Source organism: Mesorhizobium sp. M00.F.Ca.ET.216.01.1.1 (genome assembly GCF_004010325.2).
Classification (GTDB): Bacteria; Pseudomonadota; Alphaproteobacteria; order Rhizobiales; family Rhizobiaceae; genus Mesorhizobium.
Genome location: NZ_SADR02000001.1, coordinates 102,383 through 115,851, shown reverse-complemented (window position 1 = coordinate 115,851; position 13,469 = coordinate 102,383). Strand labels below are relative to the sequence as shown.

At 62.6% G+C, this 13,469-nt stretch carries 12 protein-coding genes; 2 read left to right on the top strand and 10 right to left on the bottom strand.

What is annotated here, in order from left to right; genetic code table 11:
- Window positions 1-25: 25 nt before the first annotated feature.
- The 5 genes from EN859_RS00645 to dusB form a co-directional block, all read right to left on the bottom strand.
- Window positions 26-1,387, bottom strand: coding sequence for a sigma-54 dependent transcriptional regulator (locus EN859_RS00645; protein ID WP_127851916.1), 1,362 nt, complete (start codon window positions 1,385-1,387; stop codon window positions 26-28).
- Window positions 1,377-3,665, bottom strand: a complete 2,289-nt coding sequence (locus EN859_RS00640) for a PAS domain-containing sensor histidine kinase (RefSeq protein WP_189501594.1) — start codon at window positions 3,663-3,665, stop codon at window positions 1,377-1,379. The genes EN859_RS00645 and EN859_RS00640 overlap by 11 nt, the downstream gene beginning before the upstream one ends.
- Window positions 3,666-3,782: 117 nt before the next feature.
- Window positions 3,783-5,243: a nitrogen regulation protein NR(I) gene (gene ntrC / locus EN859_RS00635; RefSeq protein WP_127851914.1), complete on the bottom strand. Its 1,461-nt coding sequence runs from the start codon at window positions 5,241-5,243 to the stop codon at window positions 3,783-3,785.
- Window positions 5,240-6,382, bottom strand: coding sequence for a nitrogen regulation protein NR(II) (locus EN859_RS00630; RefSeq protein ID WP_127851913.1), 1,143 nt, complete (start codon window positions 6,380-6,382; stop codon window positions 5,240-5,242). Before EN859_RS00630 ends, ntrC begins: the two co-directional genes overlap by 4 nt.
- Window positions 6,379-7,407: a tRNA dihydrouridine synthase DusB gene (gene dusB / locus EN859_RS00625; protein WP_127851912.1), complete on the bottom strand. Its 1,029-nt coding sequence runs from the start codon at window positions 7,405-7,407 to the stop codon at window positions 6,379-6,381. The genes EN859_RS00630 and dusB overlap by 4 nt, the downstream gene beginning before the upstream one ends.
- A 217-nt stretch (window positions 7,408-7,624) precedes the next feature.
- Between dusB and EN859_RS00620 the strand changes: the two genes are divergently transcribed.
- Window positions 7,625-8,854, top strand: coding sequence for a bifunctional 2-C-methyl-D-erythritol 4-phosphate cytidylyltransferase/2-C-methyl-D-erythritol 2,4-cyclodiphosphate synthase (locus EN859_RS00620; RefSeq protein ID WP_127852290.1), 1,230 nt, complete (start codon window positions 7,625-7,627; stop codon window positions 8,852-8,854).
- On the top strand, window positions 8,854-9,363 hold the full coding sequence (locus EN859_RS00615) for a CinA family protein (RefSeq protein ID WP_127851911.1): 510 nt from the start codon (window positions 8,854-8,856) through the stop codon (window positions 9,361-9,363). The genes EN859_RS00620 and EN859_RS00615 overlap by 1 nt, the downstream gene beginning before the upstream one ends.
- Here the strand turns inward: EN859_RS00615 and EN859_RS00610 are convergent.
- From EN859_RS00610 to EN859_RS00590, 5 genes are all read right to left on the bottom strand, one after another.
- Window positions 9,339-9,797: a type II toxin-antitoxin system RatA family toxin gene (locus tag EN859_RS00610; RefSeq protein ID WP_127851910.1), complete on the bottom strand. Its 459-nt coding sequence runs from the start codon at window positions 9,795-9,797 to the stop codon at window positions 9,339-9,341. The genes EN859_RS00615 and EN859_RS00610 overlap by 25 nt on opposite strands.
- Before the next feature lie 12 nt (window positions 9,798-9,809).
- A complete protein-coding gene (gene lipA / locus EN859_RS00605; RefSeq protein WP_127851909.1) occupies window positions 9,810-10,775 on the bottom strand; it encodes a lipoyl synthase in 966 nt (321 codons plus the stop codon).
- A 139-nt stretch (window positions 10,776-10,914) separates the two neighbouring features.
- On the bottom strand, window positions 10,915-11,172 hold the full coding sequence (locus EN859_RS00600; protein WP_127851908.1) for a GlsB/YeaQ/YmgE family stress response membrane protein: 258 nt from the start codon (window positions 11,170-11,172) through the stop codon (window positions 10,915-10,917).
- Between the two features lie 120 nt (window positions 11,173-11,292).
- Window positions 11,293-12,756, bottom strand: coding sequence for a dihydrolipoyl dehydrogenase (lpdA, locus tag EN859_RS00595; RefSeq protein ID WP_127851907.1), 1,464 nt, complete (start codon window positions 12,754-12,756; stop codon window positions 11,293-11,295).
- A gap of 19 nt (window positions 12,757-12,775) precedes the next feature.
- On the bottom strand, window positions 12,776-13,414 hold the full coding sequence (locus tag EN859_RS00590) for an SGNH/GDSL hydrolase family protein (RefSeq protein WP_127851906.1): 639 nt from the start codon (window positions 13,412-13,414) through the stop codon (window positions 12,776-12,778).
- Window positions 13,415-13,469 lie beyond the last annotated feature (55 nt).

Genomic DNA, 13,469 nt, shown 5'->3' with positions numbered 1-13,469 from the left:
GGTCGGACCAACAACAGTCCGTCCGTCAGACGCCCAGCGATTTCAGCTTGCGGTGAAGCGCGGAGCGCTCCATGCCGATGAACTCGGCCGTCTTCGAGATATTGCCGCCGAAACGGTTGATCTGGGCGATCAGATAGTCCTTCTCGAACTGCTCGCGCGCCTCGCGCAGCGGCAGCGCCATGATGTGCTGGTCGGACTGATTTGGCGTGCGCGGCATGACGTCGCCGATCTCTGCGGGCAGAAGATCGGCGGTGATCGGCGTATCGATATTGTCGCCGCGTGCCAGGATCATCAGTCGCTCGACGTTGTTGCGCAATTGGCGGACGTTGCCCGGCCAGTTGTGCGCCTGCAGCACCGCCAGCGCGTCGTCGCCGATGCGGCGCGGTCGGATGCCGGCCTGGCGCGCAATCTGCTTCATGAAATTATCGACCAGATAGGGGATGTCCTCCCGCCGCTCGGCCAAGCCCGGCACCATCACCGGAACCACCGCCAGGCGATGATAGAGATCTTCGCGGAAGCGACCGTCGGCGATCATCGCCTCGAGGTTCTGCGCCGTCGACGAGATGATGCGGACATCGACCTTGACCCGCTTGGTGCCCCCTACCCGCTCGAACTGCTGTTCGACCAGCACGCGCAGGATCTTGTTCTGCGTCTCGCGCGGCATGTCGGCCACTTCATCGATGTAGAGAATGCCGCGATGGGCTTCCTCCAGCGCACCGACCTTGCGCTCGACACCGTTGGATTCGGTACCGAACAGCTCGACCTCCATGCGCTCGGGGGTGATGTTGGCGGCGCTTAGCGTAACGAACGGTCCGTTCTTGCGCGCCGACAGCGCGTGAATGGCGCGCGCCGCCAGTTCCTTGCCCGACCCCGAGGGGCCGATGATCATGACGCGGCTGTTGGTCGGCGCGACACGCTCGATGGTCTGGCGCAATTGGCTCATCGCCGACGACATGCCGATCAGGTCGAAGGTTTCGCCGCTGCGCAGCTTGAGATCCGAAACCTCGCGTCTCAGCTTCGAGGTTTCGAGCGCCCGCTCGGCGATAAGGATCAGCCTGTCGGCCTTGAACGGCTTCTCGATGAAGTCATAGGCGCCGCGGCGGATGGCGGACACCGCCGTTTCGATATTGCCGTGGCCGGAGATCATCACCACAGGCAGGCTCGGATGCATCGTCTTGATCTCGTCCAGCAATGCCAGACCGTCCAGGCGCGAGCCCTGCAGCCAGATGTCGAGGAAAATCAGCCTCGGCGCCCGGTCGGCGATCGCCGCCAGCGCACTGTCGGCATCGAATGCCGTGCGGGTTTCATGACCTTCGTCGCTCAGGATACCGGCGACAAGTTCACGGATGTCTTCCTCGTCATCGACGATGAGAATGTCAGACGCCATTACCGACCTTTTCAGTTTCTTTTTCGTGTTCCGTCCTGCCTTCGCCGCGCGGCGGGGCGACTATGGCCGCTGGCGGCAGGATGATGCTGATCATCGCACCTCGCCCTCCGTGGAAATCCGCCGGCGCGTCGTGCAATTCGAGTCGCCCGCCATGGTCCTCCACGATCTTCTTGACGATAGCGAGGCCAAGCCCGGTCCCTTTCTCGCGCGTTGTCATGTAAGGCTCGAGCAGCCGCTGCCGATTCTCGCGTGGCAAACCCCTGCCGTTGTCGATCACGTCGATTCGAATCGCGCCATTCTGGCGCCCGGCTTGAATCCGGATTGTGCCGTGCGAACGGTCTTTCTGATCAAGTCCGTCAATAGCCTCGGCTGCGTTCTTGATGACGTTGCCGAAGGCCTGCGCCATCAGGCGGTTGTCGAAGGTACCCTTGAGCGGTTCGTTGCCGAACACGCGCTCGAAGGTGATGTCGGCACGGCTTACTTCGACCAGGAACGAGGCCTCGCGCAGCGATTCGCGCAGGTCGATGGCCTTCATCTCGGGCTTGGGCATGCGTGCGAAGGCAGAGAATTCGTCGACCATCCGGCCGATATCCTCGACCTGCCGGATGATCGTGTCGGTGCATTGATCGAAAACTTCGCGGTCTTCGGTGATGACCTTGCCGTAACGGCGTTTGATACGCTCGGCGGAAAGCTGGATCGGCGTCAGCGGGTTCTTGATCTCGTGGGCGATGCGCCGCGCCACGTCGGCCCACGCCGAGGAGCGTTGCGCCTGGACCAGGTCGGTGATGTCGTCGACAGTTACGACATATGACTTTTCCTCTGAGCCATCGTTGCCGGCCTCGATGGTGATCTGCACGTTGAAGGTGCGCTCGGTGCCGGCGCGATAGAAGGTCACCTGCTCGCGATAGACCGGCTTGCCCGACTTGCGGCCGATCTCGAAGACGCGGCCGACATGCGGCAGTACGGCGGACAGGTTCTGCCCGAGCGCTGCCGTGGCCGATATGGCCAGCATCGTTTCGGCCGACCGGTTGACGATGGTGACGATGCCGTAGGGATCGACGCCGATGACGCCGGCGGTAACGCCCGCAAGCACCGCTTCGGAAAACCGCCGCCGCTCGTCGATCAGGTCCTTGGCGGAAAGGATCTCGTTGCGCTGCGATTTCAGCTCCAGCAGCATCTTGTTGAAGGTATCGCCAAGCGACGCGACGTCGCCGTCGGACGGCCGCACGGGCACGGCAACGTCGAGATTGCCGGTCGCCACCTCGTCGGCCGCGCCGATCAGCTGGCGGATCGGCCGCACCAGGCGGTCGGCCACCGCAATGCCGGTCCAGATGGCGGAAAGAATGATGATAAGCGTCAGCGACAGATAGGGAAGCGCGAAGGCCACCTGCGAGGTTCGGCGATTGTCTTCGAGGCCGCGATATTCGTCGGTGTTGGATTTGACGATCTGCCGCGCCTTGATCACCTCGGGATCGACGAGGCGGATGGTGTAGAGATAGAGCCCTTCGATCGCCCGCAGCTTGACGATGGCGCCCATGATGTTGCGGGTTCGCGGCTCGATCAGCACCGGCTTGCCGTCGGCGGCACTCGCCACCGCGCCTTCCGGCGGCTCCGGCATGGCAAAGTCCGCATCGGTCTTGGCGCTCATGACGAACGAACCGTCAGGCTTGATCAAGGCGGCATGGGCCAGCGACCGGCCCACGGCCTCCTTGTTCATGAGATCGAGGAAACCGGTTCGATCGAGGCCATAAAGCGTGCGCGATGCGTCGAGATCGTAGGCCATCGACAGCGTCGTGCCCTGGAGGTTGCGCGCATTTTCCTGCACATAGGCGTCGGCAATCGACAGTGACGAATTGACGATCGTCTTGGTGCGTATCTCGAACCAGCGGTCGAGGCCGATATCGAGCGTGATCGACGCGATGATCGCCACCATGATGGCGGGAATTGCGGCGACAAGCGCAAACATCGCCACGATGCGCACATGCAGCCGCGACGCCGCCTTGCCGTGCCGGCGCGCCATGACGATGCGATGCACCTCGCGCCCGACCAGCGCGATCAGGAACAGGACGAACGCGGCGTTAAGCGCAATGAGCGCCAGCGTCGTCCTCTCGTTGGGTGTGATCGGCGTCGCGCCGACGAGGATGGCGAAGGAGATCGCCGCCGTGACCAGCGCACCGGCGATCGCGACCACGCCGGGCAGCGCAAGCAGCCGTCGTCCTTCCCTTGCGCCGGGTTTGCTGAAAAGCGGTTCGTTCAGTGTCGGAGCCTGCAGAGCCATGTCGCCGCGTGGAGCCAATGATGCGTTGATCTATGCAACGCATTGTGGCGATTATGCAACAAGTGTGACCGAGACGGAAATCTTTCGACGATCGATCCCCGCGAAAAACGACCTGGCTTACACTTGCCTAGACGATTTGTAGACGTTGACGCCGAGTTCGCGGATTTTCTTGCGCAGCGTGTTGCGGTTGAGCCCCAGCAGTTCTGCGGCCTTGATCTGGTTGCCGCGCGTCGCCGTCATCGACGCCAGCACCAGCGGATACTCAACCTCTGACAAAATGCGCTGGTAAAGGCCGGACGGCGGCAATTCGCCGGCGAACGATGCGAAATAGCGCTGCAGGAAATGCTCTACCGCCTGGCCGATGGACAGATCGTCCGGAATGAGGGTGCCACCACCCGGAACGACCGGCCGCTCGCCGGTCTTCAGTTCGGCCTCGATGATCTCGGCGGAGATTTCGTCCTGAGAGTAGAGCGCGGCAAGCCTGCGGATGAGGTTTTCGAGTTCGCGCACGTTGCCCGGCCATGGATAGCGCTTCATCAACTCGATGCCGCCGGTGGAAATGCGCTTGGTTTGCAGGCCTTCGCTGGCGCCGAGCTTGAAGAAGTGGCGCACGAGATCCGGAATGTCCTCGGATCGCTCGCGCAACGCCGGCAGCCGCAGCGGCACGACATTCAGGCGGTAGAACAGGTCTTCACGGAAAAGCCCCTGATTGATCAGCGTCCGCAAATCCTTGTTGGTGGCGGCGACAATGCGCACATCCGTCTTGATCGGCGTGCGTCCGCCGACCGTGGTGTATTCGCCCTGCTGCAGCACGCGCAGCAGGCGCGTCTGCGCTTCCATCGGCATGTCGCCGATCTCGTCGAGGAACAGCGTGCCGCCTTCAGCCTGTTCGAAGCGACCGGTAGAGCGGTTCTGCGCGCCGGTGAAGGCGCCCTTTTCGTGCCCGAACAGTTCCGATTCGATCAGGTCGCGCGGGATCGCCGCCATGTTGATCGCCACGAAAGGCCCGCCGCGACGACGGCCGTATTCGTGCAGTGCACGGGCCACCAATTCCTTGCCCGTTCCGGATTCGCCGCTGATCATTACCGTCAGGTCGGTCTGCATCATGCGCGCCAGCATGCGGTAGATGTCCTGCATGGCAGCCGAGCGGCCGACCAGCGGCATCGTTTCCGGCTGCTCGTCCGCACGCGAGTCGATCTTCGGTCGCCTCGGCTCGGAAAGCGCACGGTTGACGATGTTGAGAAGTTCGGTCAGGTCGAACGGCTTAGGCAGATATTCATAGGCGCCGGTCTCGGAAGCGCGGATCGCGGTCATGAACGTATTCTGGGCGCTCATGACGATGACGGGCAGTTCCGGCCGCGCCTTCTTGATGCGCGGCAGCATGTCGAAGGCGTTCTCGTCCGGCATCACCACATCGGTGATGACCAGGTCGCCCTCGCCCGCCGCTACCCAACGCCACAGCGTCGAGGCGTTCGATGTAACGCGCACCTCATGGCCGACGCGCGAAAGCGCCTGGTTGAGGACAGTGCGGATGGCCGCATCGTCGTCGGCGACGAGAATATTGCCGCGAACCGTCATTTGCGGTCTCCTTCACCATCGTCATCGGCGCCGAACGGCGTTTCCTTCCAGGCCGGCATCAGGATGCGGAATGTGGTTCCGCGCGGCGTCGAATCGCATTCGATGATGCCGCCATGCTCACCGACGATCTTCGCCACCAGCGCCAGGCCGAGCCCTGAGCCGTTCGGCTTGGTGGTGATGAATGGATCGAACAGGATCGGCAGGATATCCTCGGAAACGCCCGAGCCGTTGTCGCGCACGCAGAATTCCAGCGGCAGCGATACGCGGTCCTGCGTTCCCGGCACGGAAACACGAATGCCCGGTCGGAAGGCGGTCGACAGCATGATCTCGCCTTGCGGGTCGCCGCCGATCGCCTCGGCGGCATTCTTGACCAGGTTCAGGAACACCTGGATGAGTTGGTCGCGGTTGGCGTAAACCGGAGGCAATGATGGATCATAATCCTCCAATATCTTGATTCTCTTTGCAAAACCGTTCTTGGCAATCGCCTTCACATGATCGAGGATCACATGGATGTTGACCGGATAGCGGTCGATCGGCCGCTCGTCGGAAAACACCTCCATGCGATCGACCAGCGACACGATGCGGTCGGTCTCGTCGGTTATCAGGCGCGTCAGCGCGCGATCCTCGTCGGAGGCCGACAGTTCGAGCAGTTGCGCTGCACCGCGTATACCGGAGAGCGGGTTCTTGATCTCGTGGGCGAGCATCGCGGCAAGGCCGGTGACCGAGCGCGCCGCACCGCGATGCGTCATTTGCCGGTCGATCTTGTCGGCCATCGACCGTTCCTGGAACATCACCACGACAGAGCCCGGAAATTCCGGCACCGGCGCGACATAAAGGTCGACGACCTTCTCGATTCCGAGACGCGGCGACGAGACGTCGACCCGGTATTCGTTGACCGGCGCCCGGCGCTCGCGCACCTGGTCGACAAGCGTCAGCAGCGGGCTGCCGAAAGGAATGAGCTTGGACAGCGTGTTGCGGGCGAGCATGGTCGCGCTCGAGCGGAAGAAATCCTCGGCGTCGGCATTGGCGAAGGTGATGAACCCCTCCGGATCGACCATGATCACTGGGCGGCGGATCGTGTTGAGTACGATGTGGGCGGCGTCCGCCATGTCTGTGCTTCGTACAACGGTGGCATTCATGCCGCGCTCCGCAGGTTCACCGCCTCGTGAGCGCTTGAAAACACCTCGCGCAACGCGGCAATGACGCGGACGGGCTCGAAGGAGGTGAGGATGGTCTTTCGCTGCTCATCGACGGCGCCGGCGGCGTGGCTGTCGAGATACCAGCCAAGATGCTTGCGCGCCTGGCGCAGGCCGCTTTCGATGCCATAGAGCGTCAGCATGTCCTCGTAATGGGCAACGATATAATCGGCCAGTGCTTCCTGGCTTCCGGGGATCTGGGGGGTCGTTTCACCCGCCGCAGCCGCCGCGATGCTGCCCGCCATCCACGGCGCGCCATAGTGCGCGCGGCCGATCATCACCGCATCCGCCCCCGACTGGTCGAGGATCATCACCGCCTCTGCTGGCGAGCCGACATCGCCATTGGCAACGACCGGGATCGACACCGCCTGCTTTATGCGGGCGATGGCGCGCCAATCGGCCTTGCCTCGGTAGAACTGGCAGCGCGTGCGTCCATGCACCGTCACCATCCTGACGCCGGCCTGCTCGGCGCGGCGCGCCAGAACAGGCGCGTTGAGCGCGCTTTCGTCCCAGCCGAGCCGCATCTTGACCGTGACCGGCACCTCGACAGCACCGATCACCGCCTCGATCAGCGACAGCGCGTGGTCGAGACCGCGCATCAGCGCCGAGCCGGCATAGCCGCCTGTCACCTTCTTGGCCGGGCAGCCCATATTGATGTCGATAATATCGGCGCCCTCGCCGGCAGCGATTCGCGCGCCTTCGGCCATGTGCGCCGCCTCGCGGCCGGCAAGCTGGACCATGTGGACGGGCAGCCCGGAGTGACGGATACGCAGGTCGCAGCCGACCCTGCCCTTGGCAAGCTCGCCGCTCGCCACCATCTCTGACACGACCAGTCCGGCGCCATGCGCGTAGGCGCGCCGTCGGAACGGTTCGTCGGTTATTCCCGACATAGGTGCCAGAAAGGCGCGATTGCGGATTTTCACGCCGCCCACATCCAGCAGGGAAGCCAATTTGGTCAGGTCAGGCATGCACAAAAACCAAGCATCTTCGATTGCTGCCCATTCTCTAGCCAGAACAGCGGCAATGTGCAACGCACAATGATGTCGCATCAAGGTGCATTTAGGAAAATGTCGGCCTTCCCGCCTCCAAAAGCGCTGCGCGTCTCTGGGGACGCTTTGGAGCTTTGTATCTTTCCGAAAACCGATTCCACTTTTCGGCATCGTGCGCTAAGCGTCTCGCATGACAATGACAGACGCAAGTGAAATGCAGGCCCCGGCCACGGACGACAAGGTTGCCGTGGTCATCGTCGCAGCCGGCCGCGGAGCGCGCGCCGGACAGGCCGATGGACCGAAACAGTACCAGAGCATCGGCGGCCGCGCCATCATCGCACGCACGCTGGACATGTTTCTGGAGCACCCGAGGACAGGCCCGGTCGTCGTCGCCATCCATGCCGACGACCGCGAGCTTTTTCGGCGGGCGGCGGGCGCCAGCGCCGATCGGGTCACTGCCATCGTTGGCGGATCGACCAGACAGGACTCCGTCCGGCTCGGGCTGTTGGCGCTGAGAGCTCATGCGCCGAGCCGGGTTCTGGTCCATGACGCTGTGCGTCCATTCGTCGATGCAGGCTTGATAGACCGCACGATCGAGGCCATCGGCGAGCGACAGGGAGCGCTGCCTGCCCTGCCCGTCGCCGACACGCTGAAGCGTGAGTCGGCAGCCGGCATGATCGGCGAGACGGTTTCCAGAGATGGGCTTCATGCCGCCCAGACGCCGCAAGGTTTTCCGTTCTGGCCGATCCTGGCGGCCCACGAAAAGGCCCATCATCTGGGCAAGGTGGATTTCACCGACGACGCCGCGATCGCTGAATGGGCGCATATTCCGGTGAAGATCGTTCCCGGCTCGCCGGACAATGTCAAACTGACCTGGGCAAGGGATATTGCGATGGCAGATCAGCGGCTTTCCGGAGAGCGGCCGCGGTTTCCGGACATCCGCACCGGCAATGGCTACGATGTCCACGCGTTCGAGCCCGGCGACCATGTCACTCTGTGCGGCATCTCGATCCCGCACGGCAAGAAGCTGTCTGGCCATTCCGATGCCGATGTCGCTCTCCACGCGCTGACCGATGCGTTGCTCGCCACTTGTGGTGCCGGCGACATCGGCACGCATTTCCCGCCTTCCGATCCGCAATGGAAAGGCGCGGCATCGCGGATATTCGTTGAACATGCGGCGAAACTAGTGCGCGAGCGCGGCGGCCGCATCGCCAATGCCGACATCACGCTGATCTGCGAGGCGCCGCGCGTCGGCCCGCATCGCGACGCCATGACCAAAATCCTTTCGGCGATGCTGGGAATTTCCGCCGACCGCGTCTCGATCAAGGCGACAACCAATGAAAAGCTCGGCTTTGTCGGTCGCGAGGAAGGCATTGCCGCCATCGCCACTGCCAGTGTCGTGTTTCCTGGTGACGTGCCCGAATAATGAGCAACAGCGAGATTGCAAACGCCCTGCTTCAGGCATGCCAACGACGCGGCATCATGCTGGCGACGGCTGAAAGCTGTACTGGCGGCATGATCATCGCCGCGCTGACCGACATCGCCGGCTCATCCACAGTGGTCGACCGAGGGTTCATCACCTATTCCAACGAAGCCAAGACCGAGATGCTTGGAGTCTCCGCCGTCATGCTTGACGCTCATGGTGCTGTCTCCCGCGAAACGGCGATCGAGATGGCAGCAGGAGCCCTGGCCCGTTCGCATGCCGGATTGACGCTTGCCGTCACCGGCATTGCCGGTCCGGGCGGCGGCTCGGCGGAAAAACCCGTCGGCCTTGTCTGGTTCGGTATCGCAGTGAGAGGTCGGCCAGCGGTCGCCGAACGCCAGCTGTTTGCCGACAAGGGCCGCGATTTCATCCGCCGGGAGACGGTCAGGCATGCGCTTGAACTGGGCTTGCGCGCGCTCGGTGAGGATCAGCTTGGTGTTGTTGCGCCGTAGATGATGCTGGCCCGCTTCTCAAAAGCCTCGGAGAACATGCGGAAAGCGCGATCGAACATTGTTCCCATCAGCGCGCCCAAAACGCGGCTCTTGAACTCATAGTCGATAAAGAAGCGGACATCGCAACCACCATCCGCCGGCTCGAAGCGCCAGACATTGCTCAGATATTTGAACGGACCATTGATGTATTTGACGTCGATGGCCTTCTCGTCGGGTTTCAGAAATACTTGCGTCGTAAAGGTTTCGCGGATCGCCTTGTAGCCGACACTCATGTCGGCGACGAGCAAGGTGCGTCCGTCGCGCTCCTTGCGCGAGCGAACCGTCAGCGCCTCGCAAAGCGGCAGGAATTGCGGATAGGATTCGATATCGGAGACCAGCGCGAACATCTGTTCCGGCGTATGGGCGACCCGGCGAGTGGCTTCAAATTTCGGCATGAAAACAGCGTGTTAGGCAGATTTCTTGAGAAGCGCTTCGCGCGCTGCGCGCAGCCTGGCGAAATCGTCGCCGGCATGGTGCGACGAGCGCGTCAGCGGGCTCGACGACACCAGCAGGAAGCCCTTGGTCTTGCCGATCGTCTCGAAGGCCTTGAACTCCTCCGGCGTGACGAAGCGGATCACCGGGTGGTGTTTCTTCGACGGCTGCAGGTACTGGCCGATGGTCATGAAGTCGACATTGGCCGAGCGCAGATCGTCCATCAATTGCAGGATCTCGTTTCGCTCCTCACCCAGGCCAACCATGATGCCGGACTTGGTGAAGATCGACGGATCGAGCTCCTTCACCCGCTGCAAAAGCCTGATCGAGTGGAAGTAGCGGGCACCCGGCCGCACCGTCAGATAGTTCGAAGGCACCGTCTCGAGATTGTGGTTGAAGACGTCGGGCTTCGCCGCCACCACGATCTCCAAAGCGCCATCCTTGCGCAGGAAGTCGGGCGTCAGGACCTCGATCGTCGTCGACGGCGTCGCTGCCCTGATGGCGCGGATGACTTCGGCGAAATGCTGCGCTCCACCGTCCGGGAGATCGTCACGGTCAACGGAGGTGATGACGACATGGCTCAGGCCCATCTGCTTGACCGCATGCGCGACACGCGCCGGCTCATCGGGATCGAGCGCAGTCGGAATGCCGGTGGCGACGTTGCAGAAGGCGCAGGCGCGCGTGCAGATCTCGCCCATGATCATGAAGGTCGCGTGCTTCTTCTCCCAGCACTCGCCGATATTGGGGCAGCCGGCCTCCTCGCACACCGTCACCAGTTTGTGCGACTTCACGATCTCGCGCGTCTCGGCATAGCCTTTCGACACCGGCGCCTTGACGCGGATCCAGTCGGGTTTGCGCAGCACCTCCTGATCGGGCCTGTGCGCCTTTTCGGGGTGCCGCAGTCGCGGCACATTGGCAATCGTGTCGAGGACAGTGACCATTTGAACCCCGGTTCATTTCGCGACCGCCTGCCCCGGCGTTCGCCTTTTCAACGTCATCTAAGGCTTTTCGGCGCAAAGAAAAAGGCCACGGCGGCGCATGTCGCTACAGCCTTTTTCGCATAGCAGATATCGACACAGGCTAACGGCGCACCAAGCGTCCGACCGCTATCAGCAGGCAGGCGCCGATGAAACCGGTGATCAGATAGGCGATCCAGCCGACGCCGAAGGCGCCGATGTTCAGGGCCTGCAGAATGGCATTCAGTACGACCGCGCCGGCAATGCCGAGGATGATGTTCATCATGATGCCGATGTTGCTCTTCATGAACATCTCGGCGAGCCAGCCTGCCAGACCTCCGATGATGATGGCTGCCACCCAGCCCACGCCGTTCACGTCCATATGCCCACTCCTCTGGTGATGGGTGATGATACATCCGGAAACGGGTTACCTTGCCGTCGAGTTCCCCCGGCTCCTGCGTGTGAGTCTCGCGCGGCCAATTTATCATGCGTTCCCAATCTGTCATGCATTCAACGCCCGGCCATAGGCGTCGAGCACGCTCTCCTTCATCATCTCCGACAGCGTCGGGTGCGGGAAGATCGTGTGCATCAGCTCTTCCTCGGTGGTCTCCAGGTTCATCGCCACGACGAACCCCTGGATCAGCTCGGTCACTTCGGCGCCGACCATATGCGCGCCAAGCAGCTGGCCGGTCTTCTTGTCGAAGATGGTCTTGATGAAGCCCTGATCCTCGCCGAGCGCGATCGCCTTGCCGTTGGCGCCGAACTGGAAGCGGCCGACGCGGATGTCCTTGCCCTCGGCCTTTGCCTTGGCCTCGGTCAAGCCGACGGAGGCGACCTGCGGGTTGCAATAGGTGCAGCCCGGAATTTTCAGCTTGTCGGTGGCGTGTACGCCGGGGAAATTGGCGATCTTCTCAACGCACACTACACCCTCATGCTCAGCCTTGTGGGCGAGCATCGGCGGTCCGGCGACGTCGCCGATTGCATAGATGCCGGGCACATTGGTCTTGCCGTAGCCATCGACGATGACGCAGCCGCGCTCGGTCTTCACGCCGAGCGCCTCGAGGCCAAGATTCTCAATGTTGCCCTGTACGCCCACAGCCGAGATCATGCGGTCGGCCGTGATCTTCTCGACCTTGCCGTCCTTCATCTCGACATGCGCCGTCACCGAGTTGGCACCCTTCTCGACCTTGGTCACCTTGGCTTCTAGGATGATATTCATGCCTTGCTTCTCGAACTGCTTCTGCGCGAATTTCGAGACCTCGGCGTCCTCGACCGGCATCACCGCCGGCAGCAGCTCGACCACCGTCACGTCCGCCCCCATGGTTCGGTAGAACGAGGCGAATTCGATGCCGATGGCGCCCGAGCCCATCACCAGCAGCGATTTCGGCATCTCCTTGGGCACCATCGCCTCGAAGTAGGTCCAGATCAGCTTGCCGTCGGGCTCGATGCCGGGCAGCGCGCGCGGCCTGGCGCCGGTCGCCAGGATGATGTGCTTGGCAGTGTAGGTGCCCTCGCCCTTGACACCCTTCGGCGCCGGCGGCTGCGGCTCCATCGGCTTCTTGGAAGATTTCGAAACGACGATTTCGCCTGGTTTATCGCCGGAAGCCGGCTTGGAGAGCTTGGCTTCGCCCCAGATGACGTCGACCTTGTTCTTCTTCATCAGGAAGGCGACACCGCCGTTGAGCCGCAGCGAGACCTTCCGCGAGCGGTCGACAACGGCGGCGGTATCGACGCTGACCTTGCCGTCGATCTTCAGCCCATAGTCCTTCAGGTGATCCGAATAGTGCATAATCTCGGCCGAACGCAGCAGCGCCTTGGTCGGGATACAGCCCCAGTTGAGGCAGATGCCGCCGAGATGCTCGCGCTCGACGATAGCCGTCTTGAAGCCGAGCTGGGCAGAACGCACCGCCGTGACATAGCCGCCGGGGCCGGAGCCGATGATGATGACGTCGTAGGATTCAGCCACGGATTTTCTCCCTGAGTCTCTAAAGTTCCAGCATGACGCGCACGACCGGAGCCAGTGCCTGGCCGATTCTTCGCGTGTTTTCCGTGTCGAGATGAACGCCGTCGAGCGGCGTCGTGCTGGCCACCGTGCCGGCGTCGAAGAAGCCGCAGCCGGCCTCGTCGGCAAGGGCGGAATATTGCGGCGCAAGCCGCCTGGATGCTTCATCGCCGCCGGCGAACATTTCCTTGAATTCGGCGTTGTCCGTGCGGCTAACGGCGGGCGGCGCGACAATCAGGATCTGCGGTGCTGGCCAGTCGAACGGATAGTCGTGACCGCGCACGATATCGATCAGGCGCTGCATGCCTTGCTTGGCCGCGACCGGATTGCCGTGGATCCACGGCTTCATGTCATTGGCGCCGAGCATGAAGATAATCAGGTCGATCGGCGCATGCGTCATCAGGATCGTCGGCAGCACTCTTGCGCCATTGCGGTCTGCCCCGGCCAGATGGTCGTCGAAGGCCGTGGTGCGGCCGTTCAAGCCTTCCGCAATCACTTCCACGCTGCCGCCCAATGCGGCCCGCAAAACGCTCGGCCAGCGATCTTCCAGCGGATGGCGGCCAAGGCTTGCCGCGTCATAGCCCCAGGTCAGCGAATCGCCGTAGCTGAGAATAGTTTTCATGTTTGCCCCACCTCAGCCGAAACTTGTCTGCGAGCGCCGCCAGCACCCGGACAGC

Excerpts from the sequence above, each read along its gene's own strand:
- EN859_RS00645 (WP_127851916.1), bottom strand. The coding sequence starts at position 1,387 with ATGGCGTCTGACATTCTCATCGTCGATGACGAGGAAGACATCCGTGAA.
- EN859_RS00640 (WP_189501594.1), bottom strand. The coding sequence starts at position 3,665 with ATGGCTCTGCAGGCTCCGACACTGAACGAACCGCTTTTCAGCAAACCC.
- ntrC (WP_127851914.1), bottom strand. The coding sequence starts at position 5,243 with ATGACGGTTCGCGGCAATATTCTCGTCGCCGACGACGATGCGGCCATC.
- EN859_RS00630 (WP_127851913.1), bottom strand. The coding sequence starts at position 6,382 with ATGAATGCCACCGTTGTACGAAGCACAGACATGGCGGACGCCGCCCAC.
- dusB (WP_127851912.1), bottom strand. The coding sequence starts at position 7,407 with ATGCCTGACCTGACCAAATTGGCTTCCCTGCTGGATGTGGGCGGCGTG.
- EN859_RS00620 (WP_127852290.1), top strand. The coding sequence starts at position 7,625 with ATGACAGACGCAAGTGAAATGCAGGCCCCGGCCACGGACGACAAGGTT.
- EN859_RS00615 (WP_127851911.1), top strand. The coding sequence starts at position 8,854 with ATGAGCAACAGCGAGATTGCAAACGCCCTGCTTCAGGCATGCCAACGA.
- EN859_RS00610 (WP_127851910.1), bottom strand. The coding sequence starts at position 9,797 with ATGCCGAAATTTGAAGCCACTCGCCGGGTCGCCCATACGCCGGAACAG.
- lipA (WP_127851909.1), bottom strand. The coding sequence starts at position 10,775 with ATGGTCACTGTCCTCGACACGATTGCCAATGTGCCGCGACTGCGGCAC.
- EN859_RS00600 (WP_127851908.1), bottom strand. The coding sequence starts at position 11,172 with ATGGACGTGAACGGCGTGGGCTGGGTGGCAGCCATCATCATCGGAGGT.
- EN859_RS00590 (WP_127851906.1), bottom strand. The coding sequence starts at position 13,414 with ATGAAAACTATTCTCAGCTACGGCGATTCGCTGACCTGGGGCTATGAC.